The organism is Halorubrum sp. SD690R, from assembly GCF_005435035.1.
GTDB lineage: Archaea > Halobacteriota > Halobacteria > Halobacteriales > Haloferacaceae > Halorubrum > Halorubrum ezzemoulense.
Map to the genome: position 1 here is coordinate 13299 of NZ_SGTV01000001.1, position 17037 is coordinate 30335.

Below are 17037 nucleotides of genomic sequence, written 5' to 3' on the forward strand. Positions count from 1 at the left end.
TAACGGAAGATAGGGAAGGTCCGAGCGGGGGACCCCCTCCGGTCCGGATCCGCCACCGACGCGTTGAACGCGCGGACGACCGTAGATCGTCTCGTGACCGACACCAACGACGGCGATTCCGCTACCGCCGCGAGCGACCGCGGAGGCGGCCTTCCGCCCGAAACGCGGATCGGCCGCGCGGCGCTCCGGGTCGCCGACCTCGACGAGGCGGTCGCGTTCTACCGCGACGTGGTCGGGCTCTCCGTCCTCGACCGCAACGACGGGCGCGCGACGCTCGGGGCGGGAGGGGCCCCGCTGCTCGTGTTGGAACGCGACGCCGACGCGCCGGACCGAGAGCGGAGCGACGCCCGGCTCTTCCACACCGCGTTTCGTGTTCCCTCGCGGGCCGCGCTCGGCGAGGCGCTGGCGCGCGTCCGGGAGGGGTGGCGCCTCGACGGCGCCTCCGACCACCTCGTCAGCGAGGCGCTGTACCTCGACGACCCGGAGGGAAACGGGGTGGAGATATACCGCGATCGGCCGCGGGAGGAGTGGCCCCGCACCGGGAGCGGAACGGCGCGGATGGCGACCGAACCGCTCGATATCGAAGGAGTCGCCGAGGCCGCCGGCGACGGGAGCGACGGCGGCGGAGTCGGCTCCGCCGCCCTCGTCGATCGCGCTCCCGCCGACACCGATTTGGGTCACGTACACCTCGAAGTGACCTCGCTGTCGGCGTTCGAGGCGGTGTACGTCGACGGACTCGGCTTCGCGACGGGGATGAGCGGCCCTGACGTCCGGTTCGTCGCGGCCGGCGGCTACCACCACCACCTCGGCGCGAACACGTGGCGAGGGCGGACGACGCCGGCCGGCGGGCGCGGGCTGGCGTGGTTCGAGGTGATCGTTCCGGACGTGGCCGCGCTGGACGCGGTCCGAACGCGGCTCGACGCGGTCGCGGCCGAGGGCGACGCCGAGTTTGCGGTCGCCGAGCGCGACGACGGGATCGTAGTCACTGACACCGACGGCATCGAGGTCCGCGTTCTGACTGAGTAGTCGGTCCCGCGGGTCCGCTCAGTGGCCGGCCTCGGACCGGCTCACGAACCGCTCACCCGACGATCGTCCGGAGCGTCGACTCGGTCAGGAAGGCGGTGACCCCGAGCGCCTCGGTCGTCATCCACCCGAGGAACACCGCGTACATGGCGAGGAAGACGTACCCCTCCTCGGTCGATATCTCGAAGTCCGTCGCGGACAGCACCACGACGACGAGCGTCGTGTAAAACAGGAACAAAAGCAGCGGGACGGAGGTGAGGAAGCCGATCGACACCCCGCCGGCGAGGATGACGCCGATCGGCAGCGCCGCGACGAGGTTGAACGTGTTCGTCCCGAAGACGTTCGCGACCGCCGCCCGCTTGTCGCCCGCCTGCCCCATCTTCACGCCGACGAGGAGGTCCGGGAACGAGCTCATCACCGAGAGCACGGTCACGGAGATCAGGAACGGCGGCGCGCCGAGCGCGTCGGCGACCTGAAGCGTCATGCCGATCATCGACTCGACGCCGACGAGCACGACGGCCAGCCCGCCCGCGAACAGGCCGAGCTGCTTCGGGACGTTCGTCGACTCGGCCCGTTTCCGATCCGACGCGCCGCTCTTGCCGCCGACGAGCAGGATGACGTACACGCCGTACAGTACCAACAGCCCGACGCCCATCTGCGGGGAGATCCGGGCGAGCTCCCGCCCGTCGGTCCCGAGGACGCCCAAGGCGATCACGCCGAAGAGGGCGAGGACCGCGACGGTGTAGAAGATGGCGTCGCGGTAGACGATCCCCTGCGTCGTCGCCGTGTCGCCGCTCGTGATGGCGACCGCGGCCGGGATGACCAAGATGTTGAACACCGCCGTACCGATGAGCGCACCGGCGCCGACGCCGAACTCGCCGAGGACCAAGACGGAGATCACGATGATCGCGAGCTCGGGGAACGACGTGGCGGCCGCGACGATCAGCCCGCCCTGTACCGCCTGCGAGACGCCAAAGTGGTCGCTGATCTTCGAGGTCGTGGACTCGACGACGTTCGCGCCCTTCCACGTCAGGAGGAACCCGATCACGCCGAGCGCGATCCAGACGGCGAGCGGCTGGTCGCCGATGAGCTCGTAGAGTATCGTCACCGTGCGATCGGTACGCACGGAGCCGATTAGTGATTCCGGAAGCGCTCGGGTGGTCCGGCCGTCGGTGCGTCAGTCCGCCGGACGGCGCCCGCCGCGCGCGGCGACCGCACCGCGTCGGCGGCCGTTCCGGATCCCCGGGCGAATTTCGAGGAACGTTATCCGAACTTGCCCGTGATGTAGTCCTCGACGCGCTGCGCTTCGGGGTCCTCGAAGATCTTCGCCGTGTCGTCGTACTCGACCAGCTCGCCGCCGGTGAGGAACACGGCCGTCCGGTCGGAGATCCGGGCCGCCTGCTGCATGTTGTGCGTGACGATGATGACCGTGTACTCCTCCGCGAGGTCGTCGATCAGGTCCTCTATCTTCGAGGCCGCGACGGGGTCCAACGCGGAGGTCGGCTCGTCCATAAGGATGACCTCCGGGTCAGGTGCGATGGCCCGGGCGATACAGAGGCGCTGCTGTTGCCCGCCGGAGAGTTCGAGGCCCGAGGAGTCCAGCTGGTCTTTCACCTCGTCCCACAGCGCGGCGCCCTTCAGCGACTCCTCGACGCGCTCGTCGACGTCGCCGTCGAACCCCTGGATCTTCAGCCCGTACGCGACGTTGTCGCGGATCGACTTCGGGAACGGGTTCGGCTTCTGGAACACCATCCCGATCTTCCGGCGCAGGGCGACGGGGTCGACGTCGGCGTCGTACACGTTTTTGCCGCCGAACTCCACGTCCCCCTCGACGCGGCAGATCTCGATCATGTCGTTCATCCGGTTAATACACCGGAGGAACGTCGACTTCCCGCAGCCCGAGGGGCCGATGAGCGCGGTGACGCGCTCTTCGGGGATCTCCATCGTCACGTCGTCGATGGCCTGCTCGTCGCCGTAGTAGACGTTCAGGTTCCGCGCCGCCACCGCGGTGCCCGCGGCGGGCGCCGCGCTGTCGTCGTCCGAGTCCGCCTGTACCTCCGTCGTGATGAGCGAGTCGTCTGATGTGGTGTTACTCATGTTAGCTCCCCCGTTCCGCGCGGTTCCGCAGCAGAATCGCCGTCCCGTTCATGCCGACGAGGATGAGAAGTAGCGTGATAACGCCTGCGGCGACGACGCCGTAACGGAAGTCGGCCTGCGGGAAGCCGGCCCACGTGTAGATCTGCATCGGCATGGCGCTGAACCGACTGAACAGGCTGTCCGGCGCCCTGAACACGGTCGTCGCCGCGCCGATCATGATCAGCGGCGCCGTCTCGCCGATCGCGCGGCCGAGCGCGAGGATCGTCCCGGTGAGGATGCCCGGCATCGCCTCGGGCAGCACCACGTTCTTCGTCGTCTGCCAGCGCGTCGCGCCCATGGCGTCGGAGCCGCGCCGGAGGTCGTCCGGCACCGCCCGGATCGCCTCCTGCGCGGAGATGATCGTGATCGGGAGGATGAGCAGCGACAGCGTCAGCGCCGCGGTCACCGCCGTCCCGATGCCGAGCCCGAGGAGGTTCGCGAACAGTCCCAGCCCGAGGAGCCCGTAGACGACCGACGGCACCGCCGCGAGGTTCGCGATGTTGACCTGGAGGATCCGCGTCAGCGTCCCGAGCGGCCCGGTCCCCGGCGTGTATTCCTCCAGGAAGACGGAGGTGCCGACCCCGAGCGCGAACGACAGCACGGCGACCAGCGCGATGATGATGACGGACCCGACGATGGCCGGATAGAGTCCGGCGTCCGACGGCGTCCGAGAGGGTGCCGCCGTGAGGAACGACCCGTCGAGCCACGGGTCGGGGGCCGGAAAGCCAAGTGCTCCGACGATCAGCGCGCCCAGGACCGCGCCCGCGGCGAGGAGCAGCGGGAGCCCGAGGCCGGCGAGACCCTCGCCGGCGTCGACGACGCGAGAGACGTACACCGCGGTCGGCACGCCGATCGAGACGAGCACGAGGAGGACCGTCGGGGAGGGCAGCCCGGCGCCGGGCGCTAGGAACCCCCCGGCAGTCGCGGCGGCGAGCGGGACGCCGCCGACGGCGGCCGCGGCGACGCGCCCCCGGCGGTCGGCGACGAGGAGCGCCCCCGCGACCGCGACCGGGACGGCGACCGTCCAGAGGTAGATGATCAGGTCCGACGGGTACGTCGGGATCACCTCGCGGAGGAACACCGCGGCGACCAGTCCGCCGAGGCCGACCGGCGCCGCCGCGGTCCGCGCTCGGGGCGTCGACCGTCGCCGCCCGAACGCGTACAGCCCGACGGCCGGGAGGACCCCGAGCGTGTACGCGAGGAACCACAGCAGCGGGTCGAACACGAGGAACAGCGTGCCGACCGCGAGCCCGACGGCGGCTCCGCCGACCAGCCGCCCGAGGAGTCCGAAGCCGACCGCGCCGACGCGGCCGCCGCTGCCGACGTACGCGAGGTACGCGGTGACCGGGGCCGCGACGACGAAGAGGTACGCGAGCTGCCAGTTGAGCCGCGGAATCGGCACGACGAGCGCCTCGATGGCGGTGAACAGCGCGGCGACGGCGACGAGGCCGCCGCCGAGCGCGCCGAGCGCGCGTCGGGTCACGGTCGGGTCGCTCGCGCTGTACAGGCAGAACGCGAGGAACGGGACGACGAGCGTGAGGAAGTACGTCAGCAGCCACTCCGGGCTCGCGTTCGCGAGATCGAAGGCGTCGATGGCGACGTACACGAGGAGCACGCCGAGCGCGACGAGGCCGAACACGCTCGCGCCCAGGGACAGGTACTCGAAGACGATTCCCCGGACTCGACTGACCTCGCCGAAGCCGTTCGCGTTCGCGTTGTCGGTCGCCATCAGTACTCCTCCCGGTAGCGTTGCGCGATGATATCACTGATCACGTTCATGACGAGCGTTACCGCGAACAGCGCGAGGCCGAGCGCGAACATGGAGTTGTACGGGAGCGTCCCGCCGGTGAGGTCGCCGCCGGTGATCTGGACCATCGCGACGGTGATGGTCATCCCGGACTCCAAGAGCACGTCGGCCGGGTTGACGAAGGGGATACCGAAGAGCGCCTCCCGGACCGCGGGCATCCGCGCCTGCGCGCCCATGGCGACGACGACGATCATCGTCTCGCCGATAGCGCGGGAGACGGCGAGGATGTACGAGGAGGCGATCCCGGAGATCGACGCCGGGACGACGATGCCGGTCGACACCTCGAACTTGGTCGCGCCGAGCCCGTAGCCGGCCTGCCGCAGCTCGTCGGGCACGGCGCTCATGGCGTCCTCGGAGATCGACGACACCATCGGGATCGTCATGATCCCGACCATGATCGACGCGGACAGGGCGTTGAACGTGCTCATCTCCGGGAACAGCGTCGCCTTCAGCGCCGGAGTGACGTACACGAGCGCGAAGTACCCGTACACGACCGTCGGGATCCCCGCGAGGATCTCCAACAGCGGTTTCAGGATCGACCGGGCGTTCGGGGTCGCGTACTCGCTGAGGTAGATTGCCGTGAGCGTCCCGATCGGGATCGAAATGAACGCCGCGGTGATCGTCACCGTGATCGTCCCGATGAGAAGCGGGATGATGCCGAACGCCTGCCCGCCGCCGGCCGGGTTCGGGCTCCAGTTGGTGCCGGTGAGGAACTCGGCGATCGAGATCGAGCGGAAGAACACCACCGCGTCCGACAGGAGCGTGACAAAGATTGCGGCCGTGGTGAGCAGGGTTATCGCCGCACACGCCGCGAACAGGCCGCCGTAGGTTCCCTCTTTCAGTCGTGTGAGCCCGCCCCGCCGCGACAGGTCGGGACTCTCTGTGCTGTCAGTCACGAACGGTGGGGTATCGAACGCTGTCGTAAATCAATACACCGGTTCATCGCGCCGGCTCAGCCCTGCGCCTGCTCGATCGCGTCTTCGAGCGTCTGCATCTGTTCCTCCTGCGTCTCCTCGGTGGCGGGCACGTAGCCGACGTCGTTGGCGACGAGCTCCTCGTTCGTCGTCTGTTCGACGAAGTAGCGGGCGAACTCGGCGATGTGCTCCTCGCCGAGCGACTCGATCGACGGGTAGGTGAAGAGGGGCCGCGAGAGCGGCGTGTACTCGCCCGACGAGGCGGTTTCGAGGCTCGGCTCGACCGGCCCGTCGCCGTCGTCGATGCCGAGGGCCTTCAGCTGGTCGGGGTTCTGGAAGTAGTACGCGAAGCCGAAGTAGCCGATCGCGTACGGGTCGCCGGAGACGCCCTGGGCGATCGTGTTGTCCTGCTCAGTCGCCTGATAGTCGCTGGTGTGGCCCTCCTCTTCGAGGATCGCCTCGATGAAGTAGTCGTACGTGCCGGAGGTGTCGGCGGCGCCGAAGCGGTTTATCTCCTCGTTCGGGAACTCGTCGCGGACCTCGTCCCACGTCTGGACGGGGTCGGACTTCCAGATCTGGGCGAGCTCCTCGGTCGTGAGCGAGTCGATCCAGTCGGCGTCGGGGTTGACGACGACCGTGAGCGCGTCGGTCGCCGCAATCAGCTCGACGTACTCGACGCCGTTCTCCTCGCATAGCTCCTCCTCCTCGGGCTGGATCGGTCGGCTCGCGTTGTTGAAGTCGGTGTCGCCCGTACAGAAGAAGTTCGAGAATCCGCCGCCGGACCCCGTCGAGCTGATGTCGGGGTCGACGCCGGGGTGCTGCTCAGCGAAGTCCTCCATGACCGCGCTCATCAGCGGGAACACCGTGCTCGAACCGGCGATGTTGATCGGACCGGAGAGCTCGTCGCCGCCCGAGCCGCCGTCTCCGCTCTGCGTACAGCCGGCGAGACCGAGCGCCCCGGCGCCGGCGATCGCCGCGAGCGATTTCCGCCGCGTGATTCCCGTTGCGTCCGCGTCGTGACTGGACTCCATTACGTGTGGGTGGACGAGTTCCGGTTAAGTAGTATGCTATGAACGGTACGTGGTGTCGCATACTCCCCAGTACAGCTATATGCTTCCACATATTCTATATAGTAGTATATACTCTCGAAGAGCGACGGTCGGCGGGGAGAGACGGCGGCGCGCGGCTCCTCGGCGCCGGATCGGGGCGAAACCGGGACGTGGTTTTAAGTCCTCGTACCGGGAGAACCCGGACGAATGACGCCTCCCACGACCGACGGGCCGCCGGCGCCGACGACCTCCCGGGAGGAGGCGTGGGTGGCTCACGCCGCACTGCTCGACGCCGCGCGGAGCGCGACCGACGACGAGGCACCGTACCACCGCCCGATCGAGTCGTTAGAGCGGGGCGCGGCGCTCGACGACGAGGGCGTCGCCCTGCTCCGCGACGCGCTCGTCGACTACCTCGGCGACGCGCCGGTCCGCGACCGCGCCCCCGGGCGAGCGCTGTTGCGGCGCACGGACGAGGCGACGGACCGGCGGTCGCGGCGAGCGTAGGGACGGCGGTCGCGGCGAGCGTCTCGGTCCGGCGGCTCCGACGGACCGAGTCCCCACGCTACGATCCGACCTCCACCGCCTCGATCAGCAGCTCCGCCACGTCGACGATCTCGATCTGGTCCTCGAAGTCCCCCGTCTTCCGCCCGTCCTCGAACATCGTCGTACACATCGGACAGGCCACGACGAACTTCTCGATCGACGCCCCCGCGTCGGTGTCCTCGACGGCCTCACGGAGCCGCTCCTCGCTCGGCTTGACTTCCTCCTCGTGTTCGGTCCAGAGCCCGCCGCCGCCGCCGCCGCAGCAGAACGAGTCGTCCCGCGACCGGGGCATCTCGTGGAGGTCGGCGCCGGTCGCCCGGATGAGCTCGCGGGGTGCCTCGTACTCGTCGTTGTACCGGCCGAGGTGACAGGGGTCGTGGTAGGTGACGGTGTAGTCCAGCTCGTCGCCCGAGAGGCCGAGCCGGCCCGCCTCGACCAGCTCCTCGACCACCTGCGTCCAGTGGAACACGTCGACCGCGCCGTCAGCGTTCCACGGCTCCTCGCGCTCGAACGGCATCATCGGGTCGTCCGCGAACTCCGCGAAGTCGACCTCGGGGTACTCGTTTTTGATCGTGTTGTAGGAGTGCGGATCGGTACAGACGATGTTCTCGAACTCGCAGTCGGCGAACGTCTCGACGTGGTGGCCGGCGAGTTCGAGGTAGAGGAACTCCTCGCCGATCCGGCGGATGTCGTTGCCGTCCGTCTTCTCGTCGTCAAAGAGGATGCCGAACGACACGTCCGCCTCGTCGAAGAGGCGGGCGAGCGCACGCGCGACCTTCTTGTTCCGGTCGTCGAAGCTCGGGTAGTCGCCGACGTACCAGAGGTACTCCACCTCGGTCTCGCGGGCGTCCGGGACCTCGACGTCGTCGAGGTCGTCGGCCCAGTCGCCGCGGGTCGCCTGGGAGTCGCCGAAGGTGTTCCCCTTCTGCATCACGTCTTGGAACACGTCTTGGAGGTTCGAGTCGACCGCCCCCTCGTCGACGAGCTGGCGGTTCATTTTCGTGAAGGAGGTGAGGTGCTCGATGTCGACCGGGCAGGCGTCCATACACGCCATACAGGACATACAGGACTCCATCGACTCGGCGTCGATGACGCCGCCCTCGTCGGCGACGATGGGGACCGTGCCGCCGTCGGTCGCCGCGGGACCGCCTCCGCCGCCCGAGCCGGCCACCGGGTCGTCGCTCACCGACTCGCGGTACGACTTCAGATCGAGGATGACGTTCCGCGGGTCGAGGTTGCGCCCGACCGTGTCGGCGGGGCAGGCGTCGGTACACCGGCCACACTTCGTACAGGCGTCGCCGTCCATCAGCTCCTTCCAGGTGAAGTCGTCGAGCGACTCCGCGTTCGTGTGGTCGAGGTCCGCGGGGACGTTCGGGAGCCGCGCGCCCGCCTTCTCGTCGCGGGCGACGACGTTGGCGAACGACGAGATCATGTGGAACGGCTTCGCGTAGGGGATCCACGCCACGAACGCGAACGCCAGCAGCGAGTGGCTCCACCAGAGGACGCCGTATATCGCCTCGGCGCCCGCGGCCGTGAGCCCGGACGACTCCAGCCCGGTCGCGAGCGCCATCCCGACGAAGCTCACCGTCTCGGTCGCCCGCCCCGGCTGGCCGACCATGCTCACGCCCTCGACGACGAAGCCGCCGACGCCGAGCAGGAACAGCGTCCACACGAACGCGTCGTCCTCGAAGGAGGTGTGTTTTCCCCAGAGCCGCCCCTCGCGCTGCCGGTAGCGGCGGTACGCGGCCATGCCGACGCCGACGACGAACAGCAGGCCGAACGCGTCGACGGCGAACTGGTACGCGAGGTAGAAGTCGCCGACCCAGAAGGACTCGCCCGTGAGCGGACGGTAGAGGTCGATGTCGATCCCGAGGATGGTCGTCGCGACGAGCAGGACGAGGAACCCCCACAGCACGAACGTGTGCATCACGCCGGTGTAGAGGTCCCCGTCGAACTGGTTCTCGTTCGCGAGGACGGTCTTCGTCGCCCCGATCACCCGTCCGGGGAGGTCCGACAGCCGGTCTCGCGGGTCTTCGCTCCCGCGCGCGTACGCCGCGAACCGCGCGTACACGCCGTACAGGAAGACGAGGATCGCGACGACGGCGAGCCAGTAGAACGCGGCCTTCCCCACCGGACCGATGGTCCAGAAGGTTTCGCGGGTGGCCGCCTGTAAGGGAGTCATGATCGATCACCGGGATACGGCCGGGTTAAAACTTGCCACAGCGCAGCGGCCGCCGCGCGGCGTTCGCGCGAATCGAAGGGCTCCCGCCGCGGGGGAGATCCCGGTCCGCGCAAGCGACGACGGCTCAGACGGCCCGAAACAGCGCCGCCGCCAGCAGCGCTCCCGCGAGCGCCAGCGCCGGCGCGTCGATCCGGGTGAGCGTCAGCCGCGGCAGCGTCGGGTTCCACGCGAAACAGCGGGCCGAGAGCGCCGTGGAGAGGCGGTCCGCGCGCCCCAGCGTCCGGGTCGCGCCCGCGACGGCGACGCGCTCGATCCGGTCGACGAGCGGGCGTTCGGTGCCGAGCCGGGCCGCCGACGCCTCCCTGACCGCCGTGATCTCCCGCCGGAGAACCGGGAGGAACCGGAAGACGAGCGAGACGCCGACGCCGAGGAACACGCCGGGGCGACCCGGGACGGTCCGCTGGATCGCCGCGCGCGACTCCCGGACCGTCGTGGTACGGACGTACGCCGCGCTGACGACGACGACGAGCAGCACGCGGTAGCTCGACAGCGCCGGGTAGACGGCCGCTCCCGGGTCTATCGCCGGCGGAGACAGCTCGATCGTCGCGACGAGCGGCGCGGCGACGAGGAAGGGGAGGATGACCCTGAACGAGCGGACGACGCCGGCGAGCGACAGCGACGCGAGCCGGGCGACCGCGAGCGCGAGGACGGACAGGACGGCGAGCCCGCGGGGGGTCGTGTACGCGAACGCCGCGGCGGCGAACGCGACCTGAACGGCGATCTTCGCCCGGGGGTCGAGCCGGTGCGCGACAGTCGAGCCGGGGACGTAGCCGATCATCGCGTGTCGGACTCGCCCTCGAGGCGCTCGCTCGCCGGGACGTGGACGTCGAGCGCGGGGAGTTCGGCGCGCGCCGCCTCGGGCGGGGCGTCCAACGCGATCGACCCGTCGGCGAGCGCGATCACCCGGTCACACCGGTCGATCAGGCCGCGCAGGTCGTGAGTGACGACGACGATCCCCGTTCCGTCGGCCGAGAGCGACGCGAGGTGAGACAGCAGCGAGCGACGGGCGGGCTCGTCGAGCCCCGAGAACGGCTCGTCGAGGACGAGGTGGTCCGGCTCCATCGCCAGCGCGCCGGCGACCGCGACACGGGCCTTCTCGCCGCCGGAGAGCGCGTCGATCCGCTCGTCGCCCCGCCCGGCGAGGTTGACCGCGTCGAGGGCGGTCGCCACGCGTCGGTCGATCTCGTCGTGGGACAGACCGAGGTTCTCGGGGCCGAACGCCACGTCGGCCGCGATCGTCGCGGCGACGAAGCTGTCCGCCGGGCGTTGGAACACCATCCCGACCGCCGTCCGCGCCGCGACGAGGTCCGCCTCGGCCGGGACGCCGTTGACCCGGACCTCTCCCTCGGTGGGCGAGAGCAGGCCGTTGAAGTGACGGACGAGCGTCGTCTTGCCAGAGCCGTTCGGGCCGGTGACGAGGAGGAACTCGCCGTCGTCGACGGAGAGCGAGACCGAGTCGAGCGCGACCGCCCTGTCGAACGCGTGCGTAAGGTCGCTGACGGCGATCACGCCGGGTCAGGCAGCCGCGATCGCGTCGTTCTTGACGATGCCGACGGCGGCGGCGATCTTGACCGCCTCGACGGGGACGAAGGCGAGCGAAGAGACAAGGAACGCCTGCCACAGCGACGCGTACCACGGGTCGTACTGTATCACCGCGAAGCCAACCGTGCCGAACCCGTAGATGATCGCGGTCCCGGCGACCATCGCTCCCACGAGGACCGGCGTCGGGACCGCGTCGACCTCGGAGAGGCTCGTCCCGCGGTGGGCGACGAGCCCGATCACTCCCGCGGCGAAGGGGTACGACCAGAGGAACCCGAGCGTCGGGCTGGCGATCAGGTAGCTGATCCCCGCGGTGCCGCCGGAGAAGACCGGCGCGCCGACCGCGCCGGCGGCGAGGTACAGGACCATCGAGAGCGACCCCCACACCGGGCCGAGCATGATCCCCGCGAGGAACACGCCGAGGACTTGGAGCGTGATCGGTACCCCTGCCGAGAGCGGGTTCGGGAAGGAGACGTACGCGAACGCCCCGACGAGCGCCGCGAACAGCGCGGCGCGAGCGAGGTTCGTCGCCGCCTCGTCGCCGACGAGATCGACGGACTCCGTGTTCGTTGCCATGACTCAACGGACTCGTAAACCCACTTCAACGTAGCGGTTTACGAGCTCTGGGCGGGCGGGCAGCGCAGCCGGACGTCGAGTCGAGCACTTCGGGACTCTCTCGATAATCTCCGGATAATAACGTTCATCCCTACCCGGCGTCCACGACGCGAGTATGCCGAAGATAAGCGTCGAGATCCCGGCGGAGCTGCTTGCCGACCTCGACGACCACGTGGGCGACGACGGGAAGTTCGTGAACCGCAGCGACGCGGTGCGCGCGTCGATCCGGAAGACCCTCGACCTGCTCGACGAGATCGACGCCCGCCACGACCGGCTCGACGACGACCCGGCGACGGCGGCGGGGTTGGAGAGGAGCGAGTCGACGGGGGAGACCGATGAGTAGTCGGACGGCGGCCGGCGGGAACGGGCCCTTCCGGACCGACCCGCTGGACCGGACGGCGGTCGCGGCGGTGGCGCTTATCACGCTGTTCACGGTCGCGCTCGGGACCGCGCAGCTCACCGCAGCGAAGGTGCTCGCGCTGCCGCTCCCGTTCGCGCTGCCGGTGGTCGGCGCGGAGATCCTGCTGCCCGGCGCCGCGCTCGCGTACGCGCTCACGTTCCTCGCCTCCGACTGCTACGCGGAGCTGTACGGCCGGCGCGCGACGCAGGTGGTCGTCAACGTCGCGTTCCTCGCGAACTTCCTCGTGTTAGCGCTGGTGTGGTCGACGCTCGCGGCGCCCGGTGTCGACCCCGAGGTGTCCGCCGCCTTCCAGGCGGCGCTCGGACCGGCGGCGAACATCGTCGCGGGCAGCCTGCTGGCGTACGTCGTGAGCCAGAACTGGGACGTGTTCGTGTTCCACGCGATCCGCGACCGCACGGGCGAGGGAATGCTGTGGCTCCGCAACATCGGCTCGACCGCCACGAGCCAAGCGATAGACACCGCCATCTTCGTCGGCGTCGCCTTCTACGCCGCCCCGCTCTTGCTCGGGGTCGGGCCGGTGTTCGACCCGCCGGCGCTGCTCGCGCTCGGACTGGGTCAGTACCTGCTGAAGCTCGCGATCGCCGTCCTCGACACGCCGGTCGTCTACCTGATCGTCGGCACGGTCCGAGACTGACTGCTTTCGACGGCGTTCGACCGCGTTTCGTCGCTTTTCGCCTCGCTCGCTGCTCAAGCGACCGCCAGCGCCCGCGCCGGGCGGTCGGGGAGATCGACCGGGACCTGCTCGAAGAAGTCGCCGGCGTCGCGGGTCACGAAGAGCCCGCGGTTCGAGAGCGCCCAGATCTCGCCGCCGGACCGCCCGGCCGCGAGGACCGCTCGATACGTCCCCTCCCCGGTCGGAACGCCGCGGTCGTCGAGGCGCTCGAACGCGCCCGCGTCGCCCGTCGCCCCCGTCCCCTCGTCCTCCTCTTCCCCGCCGCGACGGTAGCGGTACAGGTGCGCCTCGCCGCGGCGGTGGGCGGCCGTCGCGCCCCGGGCCGCGCTGACCACGGCGGTGTCCGGGTCCCCGGGGTCGACCGCGAGCCCCCAGACGTAGCCGTGGTCGAGGCCGGCGTCGCGGACGCGCCACGAGTCGCCGCGGTCGTCGCTCTCGGCGAAGCCGTCGCTGGCGGCGGCGTAGACGCGGTCGGGGGCGTCCGGGTGCGTCGCCATCGCGTGGGTGTCGCGGCGCGACCCCGGCGGGCGGTCGGTCCACGTCGCGCCGCCGTCGGCCGTCACGGCGAGCGCACCCGCCTCGATCCCGAGGAGCCAGCGGTCCGGATCGGCGGGACAGGGTTCGATCCACCGGACGTGGTGCGTGTCGGGTCGCGGCGGGAACGACCACTCGGACGCCGAGGGGAGGTCGGTCAGCCCGCCGACCAGTGCCGCCGTCTCGCCGCCGTCGACGGAGCGGTACGCGCGCGAGGGCTCCGTGCCGATCCAGACGACCGAGGGGTCGTGCGGGCTCGTCGCGACCGCGGTGACCGCGTCCGGGCCGGACCCCTCGGGACCGAGCGTCGACGCGGCCGCGCCCGCGAACCGCTCGCCGCAGTCGACGGAGCGGAACAGCCCCGCGTCGAAGGTCCCGGCGAGGACGCGCGGACCGCGGGTTCCGGCTCCCGCCGCGCCGTCGCCGGGGTCCGCGACGGAGAGACAGTCGACGCGCTGGCCGGAGAGGCGAGTCTCGACCGCGCCGGTCGCGGGGTCGACGATCCGGAGCCCGTCGTCGTACGCCGCGTAGACGCGCATGGTTCGACGTTCGTCGGGAGGGATCAAAAGCGTACGCCGGTCGCCGAGAGGAACGAGTCGCCTAGGGAGGGCGAGAGTCGTCGTCGGAACCGGGCGCCGGCGCGCCGCGAACCGGGTCCGCGAGCGCAAGAGACTTACCGCCGCCACCCGTGTGAACTGTACGCATGGATCTTCGCGTTCAGGGGGACGTTCCTCCCGACCCGTTTCTCGGCGCCGCGGACCTCTTCGAAACCGAGCGCTCCGTGGAGGCGCCGGTCCGCGTCGTGGTCCGCGAGGACCCCGACGAGCGGACGTGGGCCGGCCACTACGACGACCACCACGTCCTGAACGTCTCCCGGCGGGCCGCCACGAGCGCGATGGCGCGCGAACTGGCGATCCACGAGCTCGCGCACATGGCCCGGTACGAGGAGGGACACCCCTCGCACCTTCAGTCCACGGAGGAGGCGTTGTACCTCGGTCTCTCCGGTGAGAAGGTCGAGCGCCGCAAGCTCGCGCACTGCTACCAGATCGCGAACCACATGAAAGACATCTACGCCGACGACATCACGCTCTCGGTGGCGCCCGCGAACAAGCTCCTCGGCTTCCTCGAATCGACGCTGGCGGCCGCGGTCGCGGACCGCCCCGACGTGGCTCGTACCGGTTCACCGCCGGTGACGGCGGGCGCCGACCCGGAGATCACCGCCGTCAACGCCGCGTTCGCGCTCGCCCTCGTGGAGCGACACGACATCGCTGGTCCCGACCACCGCATCTACGACCTCGCGCGCGCGGCCGGCAGCGACACCGACGCCGTCGACGTGGACGCGTTCAAAGCACGGTTCCTGGACCTCGGTCACGACCCCTCGGAGAGCGACTACCGGAAGGCGCTCGTCGCGGCCGCCCGCGCCTACGCCGTTTGAAAGCCGAGGAGGCGTGGGGCTGTGGTGCGGCAGGAGGTTTGGCGGCGGTCTTCGCCGCTTCGGTGATGGCTGTTTATAAGTGAACGGCTGGATATTCTGACGTTCGTACTGACAATCGCGGTCAGCTACCCACAGACAATCGCATCGAACTCCGAAGATGTCGTAGTCCGCGACTATTCCGCGTCGTTCCGAGCGGGCCCGCCCTCGCCGTCCGTCTCCGCCGCCTCGGTCTCGTCGGTCAAGTCGGTGGCCTCGACCGGGGCGCTCGAGTCCGCCGCCCCCGCGTCGCCGTCGAGGACCGTCACGCGCGCAGACATGATGCGGGTGTTGTCGACGCGCTCGATACGGATCCGGATCTCGTCGAACTCGATCTCCTCGCCCTCCTCGACGAGGCGCCCGGCGCGGTTGAACACGAAGCCCGCGAGCGTCTCGAACTCCTCGCCCTCCGGGAGATCGATCCCGAGGATCTCGTTGACCTCGTCGATGTTCACCTCGCCCTGGACGACCGCGACGTTGTCATCGACGAACTCCACCGGCGCCTCCTCGTCGCCCTCGAGGATCTCGCCGACGATCTCCTCGACCATGTCCTCTAAGGTGATGATCCCCTCCGTGGTGCCGAACTCGTCGATGACCGTCACCATCTGGAGGCGGTTCTCCTGCATCTCCGCGAGCAGCTCGTCCGCGTTCTTCGACTCCGGGACGTGGAGCGTGGGCTTGACGACGCGCTCGAGGGAGGGCTGGCCCTCGGAGTAGCGCAGTTCGCGGACCAGATCGCGCACCGTCACCACGCCGATGATGTTGTCGAGGTTCCCCTCGTAGACGGGGACGCGCTCGTGGTCGGCCTGGATACACGTCTCGATCGCCTCCTCGACGGAGTCCTCCTTCGCGACCGCGGTGACGTCGAGCCGCGGCGTCATCACCTCCTTGGCGATGGTGTTGTTGAACCGGAAGATGCGGTCGAGCATCTCCCGCTCCTCCTCCTCGATGACGCCCTCGCGCTCGCCCGTCTCGATGATGTCCTGGATCTCGTCGCGGGTGACGTACGTCGACTCGATGGCCGCCGAGCCGCCGATGACGCTGTTGACGCCCTTGACGATGTAGTCGAAGAGGACGACGAGCGGGTAGAGGGCGTACTCGGAGGCCTTCAGCGGGCGGGCGATCCGCAGCGCCCACGACTCGGTGTTCTCGACGGCGTACGACTTCGGCGCGCTCTCGCCGAAGATCAGCACGAGCGTCGTGATCCCGAAGGTCGTCGCCAGCACCGACTGCCCCCGCGAGAGGTAGATCCCGAACAGCGCGGTGGCGATGGAGGTCATCGCCACGTTGACGATGTTGTTCCCGACGAGGATCGTCACCAGCAGGCGGTGGGGGTTCTGTTTCATGTCGCGGATCGTCTTCGCCCCCGTCACCCCCTCGTCGACGAGGCTATCAATGCGGTGTTGCTGCAGCGAGAACATCGCGATCTCGGACGAGGAAAAGAACGCCGAGAGCCCGATGAGAAGCATAATCGCAACGACACCGAGGGCGGTCACGACCTCTTGACCCGGCATCGGTATCTGGAGGACATCGACCACCGGCGCACTAGACGACAAGCCCATGTTCGTTTGTCATCCGTCGGCCCGCGATTAAAGCGTTCCCTTCGACTAACCCGGAAGCGACCCGACCGCCGCGGAAACGGTCGCCGTGCCGCGCACCCGAGCGCGCCCACCGGTGCGCGCGGTGCCCCGAATCGTCGCCGACTCGGATCCGCCGACACCGAGGGTGCCGCTGCCGACACGATTACCCGTCTCGCGGGCGAATCGCGAGGCATGACCGAGCCACAGATCACCCTGTACCGGCTCCAAGCGTGTCCGTACTGCGAGCGCGTGGTCCGGACGCTGAACGAACTCGACGTGGCGTACCGCTCCCGATACGTCGAGCCGATGCACTCGGAGCGCAACGTCGTCAAGCGCGTCTCCGGCGCGCGGAGCGTCCCGGCGATCGTCGACCGCGAGACGGGCGTGACGATGTCCGAGAGCGCGAACATCGTCGAGTACCTCCGCGGCACGTACGGCGACGCGGCGGCCGACGGCGGCCGCGCGGTCGACGCCGAGGGAGGTGCCTGAG

Annotated in this window: 17 protein-coding genes; 6 read left to right on the forward strand and 11 right to left on the reverse strand. The window is 69.6% G+C overall.

The genetic code is table 11. The features are described from left to right. Nucleotides 1-93: 93 nt before the first annotated feature. Complete coding sequence (locus EXE41_RS00065; RefSeq protein WP_137689967.1) at nucleotides 94-1026, forward strand: VOC family protein; 933 nt, start codon at nucleotides 94-96, stop codon at nucleotides 1024-1026. 52 nt (nucleotides 1027-1078) lie between these two features. Here the strand turns inward: EXE41_RS00065 and EXE41_RS00070 are convergent, their stop codons facing one another. From EXE41_RS00070 to EXE41_RS00090, 5 genes are all read right to left on the reverse strand, one after another. Beyond that, nucleotides 1079-2131 (reverse strand): sodium:calcium antiporter, encoded by a 1053-nt coding sequence (locus EXE41_RS00070; protein ID WP_086215904.1) that lies wholly within the window; start codon nucleotides 2129-2131, stop codon nucleotides 1079-1081. A gap of 155 nt (nucleotides 2132-2286) precedes the next feature. Further along, nucleotides 2287-3120 (reverse strand): phosphate ABC transporter ATP-binding protein PstB, encoded by an 834-nt coding sequence (gene pstB / locus EXE41_RS00075; protein WP_137689968.1) that lies wholly within the window; start codon nucleotides 3118-3120, stop codon nucleotides 2287-2289. A gap of 1 nt (nucleotide 3121) precedes the next feature. Continuing rightward, on the reverse strand, nucleotides 3122-4888 hold the full coding sequence (pstA, locus tag EXE41_RS00080) for a phosphate ABC transporter permease PstA (RefSeq protein WP_137689969.1): 1767 nt from the start codon (nucleotides 4886-4888) through the stop codon (nucleotides 3122-3124). Beyond that, entirely contained in the window at nucleotides 4888-5862 is a 975-nt protein-coding gene (gene pstC, locus EXE41_RS00085; RefSeq protein ID WP_089308007.1) for a phosphate ABC transporter permease subunit PstC, read from the reverse strand. The genes pstA and pstC overlap by 1 nt, the downstream gene beginning before the upstream one ends. A gap of 56 nt (nucleotides 5863-5918) precedes the next feature. After that, on the reverse strand, nucleotides 5919-6911 hold the full coding sequence (locus EXE41_RS00090) for a PstS family phosphate ABC transporter substrate-binding protein (protein ID WP_049931478.1): 993 nt from the start codon (nucleotides 6909-6911) through the stop codon (nucleotides 5919-5921). 225 nt (nucleotides 6912-7136) lie between these two features. On the opposite strand from EXE41_RS00090, the gene EXE41_RS00095 reads away from it, so the two are divergent. Continuing rightward, a complete protein-coding gene (locus EXE41_RS00095) occupies nucleotides 7137-7433 on the forward strand; it encodes a hypothetical protein (protein ID WP_049931477.1) in 297 nt (98 codons plus the stop codon). A gap of 58 nt (nucleotides 7434-7491) precedes the next feature. Here the strand turns inward: EXE41_RS00095 and EXE41_RS00100 are convergent, their stop codons facing one another. The 4 genes from EXE41_RS00100 to EXE41_RS00115 form a co-directional block, all read right to left on the reverse strand. Further along, on the reverse strand, nucleotides 7492-9654 hold the full coding sequence (locus EXE41_RS00100) for a (Fe-S)-binding protein (RefSeq protein ID WP_137689970.1): 2163 nt from the start codon (nucleotides 9652-9654) through the stop codon (nucleotides 7492-7494). A 124-nt stretch (nucleotides 9655-9778) separates the two neighbouring features. Next, nucleotides 9779-10492, reverse strand: coding sequence for an energy-coupling factor transporter transmembrane protein EcfT (locus EXE41_RS00105; RefSeq protein WP_049931475.1), 714 nt, complete (start codon nucleotides 10490-10492; stop codon nucleotides 9779-9781). Next, entirely contained in the window at nucleotides 10489-11223 is a 735-nt protein-coding gene (locus EXE41_RS00110; protein WP_137689971.1) for an energy-coupling factor ABC transporter ATP-binding protein, read from the reverse strand. The genes EXE41_RS00105 and EXE41_RS00110 overlap by 4 nt, the downstream gene beginning before the upstream one ends. 6 nt (nucleotides 11224-11229) lie before the next feature. Continuing rightward, nucleotides 11230-11829, reverse strand: a complete 600-nt coding sequence (locus EXE41_RS00115; RefSeq protein WP_049931473.1) for a biotin transporter BioY — start codon at nucleotides 11827-11829, stop codon at nucleotides 11230-11232. A gap of 154 nt (nucleotides 11830-11983) precedes the next feature. Between EXE41_RS00115 and EXE41_RS00120 the strand changes: the two genes are divergently transcribed. Beyond that, nucleotides 11984-12211 carry a type II toxin-antitoxin system ParD family antitoxin gene (locus EXE41_RS00120; protein WP_086215908.1) on the forward strand — a complete coding sequence of 76 codons (228 nt, stop codon included), beginning with the start codon at nucleotides 11984-11986 and terminating at the stop codon, nucleotides 12209-12211. Beyond that, nucleotides 12204-12923, forward strand: a complete 720-nt coding sequence (locus EXE41_RS00125) for a queuosine precursor transporter (protein WP_137689972.1) — start codon at nucleotides 12204-12206, stop codon at nucleotides 12921-12923. Before EXE41_RS00120 ends, EXE41_RS00125 begins: the two co-directional genes overlap by 8 nt. 53 nt (nucleotides 12924-12976) lie before the next feature. On the opposite strand, the gene EXE41_RS00130 is transcribed toward EXE41_RS00125, so the two are convergent. Then, on the reverse strand, nucleotides 12977-14035 hold the full coding sequence (locus EXE41_RS00130; protein WP_137689973.1) for a hypothetical protein: 1059 nt from the start codon (nucleotides 14033-14035) through the stop codon (nucleotides 12977-12979). 164 nt (nucleotides 14036-14199) lie between these two features. Here EXE41_RS00130 and EXE41_RS00135 point away from each other — a divergent pair, with 164 nt between their 5' ends. Further along, nucleotides 14200-14931, forward strand: coding sequence for a DUF5781 family protein (locus EXE41_RS00135; protein ID WP_137689974.1), 732 nt, complete (start codon nucleotides 14200-14202; stop codon nucleotides 14929-14931). A gap of 173 nt (nucleotides 14932-15104) precedes the next feature. Here the strand turns inward: EXE41_RS00135 and EXE41_RS00140 are convergent, their stop codons facing one another. Then, nucleotides 15105-16529: a hemolysin family protein gene (locus tag EXE41_RS00140; protein ID WP_049931468.1), complete on the reverse strand. Its 1425-nt coding sequence runs from the start codon at nucleotides 16527-16529 to the stop codon at nucleotides 15105-15107. A gap of 210 nt (nucleotides 16530-16739) precedes the next feature. Here EXE41_RS00140 and EXE41_RS00145 point away from each other — a divergent pair, with 210 nt between their 5' ends. Further along, nucleotides 16740-17036 carry a glutathione S-transferase N-terminal domain-containing protein gene (locus EXE41_RS00145; RefSeq protein ID WP_089308014.1) on the forward strand — a complete coding sequence of 99 codons (297 nt, stop codon included), beginning with the start codon at nucleotides 16740-16742 and terminating at the stop codon, nucleotides 17034-17036. Nucleotide 17037: the final 1 nt, after the last annotated feature.

What these genes read in the sequence shown, in the direction of transcription:
- pstB (WP_137689968.1), bottom strand. Translation starts at nt 3,120, where the DNA reads ATGAGTAACACCACATCAGACGACTCGCTCATCACGACGGAGGTACAG.
- pstA (WP_137689969.1), bottom strand. Translation starts at nt 4,888, where the DNA reads ATGGCGACCGACAACGCGAACGCGAACGGCTTCGGCGAGGTCAGTCGA.
- EXE41_RS00090 (WP_049931478.1), bottom strand. Translation starts at nt 6,911, where the DNA reads ATGGAGTCCAGTCACGACGCGGACGCAACGGGAATCACGCGGCGGAAA.
- EXE41_RS00095 (WP_049931477.1), top strand. Translation starts at nt 7,137, where the DNA reads ATGACGCCTCCCACGACCGACGGGCCGCCGGCGCCGACGACCTCCCGG.
- EXE41_RS00100 (WP_137689970.1), bottom strand. Translation starts at nt 9,654, where the DNA reads ATGACTCCCTTACAGGCGGCCACCCGCGAAACCTTCTGGACCATCGGT.
- EXE41_RS00105 (WP_049931475.1), bottom strand. Translation starts at nt 10,492, where the DNA reads ATGATCGGCTACGTCCCCGGCTCGACTGTCGCGCACCGGCTCGACCCC.
- EXE41_RS00115 (WP_049931473.1), bottom strand. Translation starts at nt 11,829, where the DNA reads ATGGCAACGAACACGGAGTCCGTCGATCTCGTCGGCGACGAGGCGGCG.
- EXE41_RS00120 (WP_086215908.1), top strand. Translation starts at nt 11,984, where the DNA reads ATGCCGAAGATAAGCGTCGAGATCCCGGCGGAGCTGCTTGCCGACCTC.
- EXE41_RS00125 (WP_137689972.1), top strand. Translation starts at nt 12,204, where the DNA reads ATGAGTAGTCGGACGGCGGCCGGCGGGAACGGGCCCTTCCGGACCGAC.
- EXE41_RS00130 (WP_137689973.1), bottom strand. Translation starts at nt 14,035, where the DNA reads ATGCGCGTCTACGCGGCGTACGACGACGGGCTCCGGATCGTCGACCCC.
- EXE41_RS00135 (WP_137689974.1), top strand. Translation starts at nt 14,200, where the DNA reads ATGGATCTTCGCGTTCAGGGGGACGTTCCTCCCGACCCGTTTCTCGGC.
- EXE41_RS00140 (WP_049931468.1), bottom strand. Translation starts at nt 16,529, where the DNA reads ATGGGCTTGTCGTCTAGTGCGCCGGTGGTCGATGTCCTCCAGATACCG.
- EXE41_RS00145 (WP_089308014.1), top strand. Translation starts at nt 16,740, where the DNA reads ATGACCGAGCCACAGATCACCCTGTACCGGCTCCAAGCGTGTCCGTAC.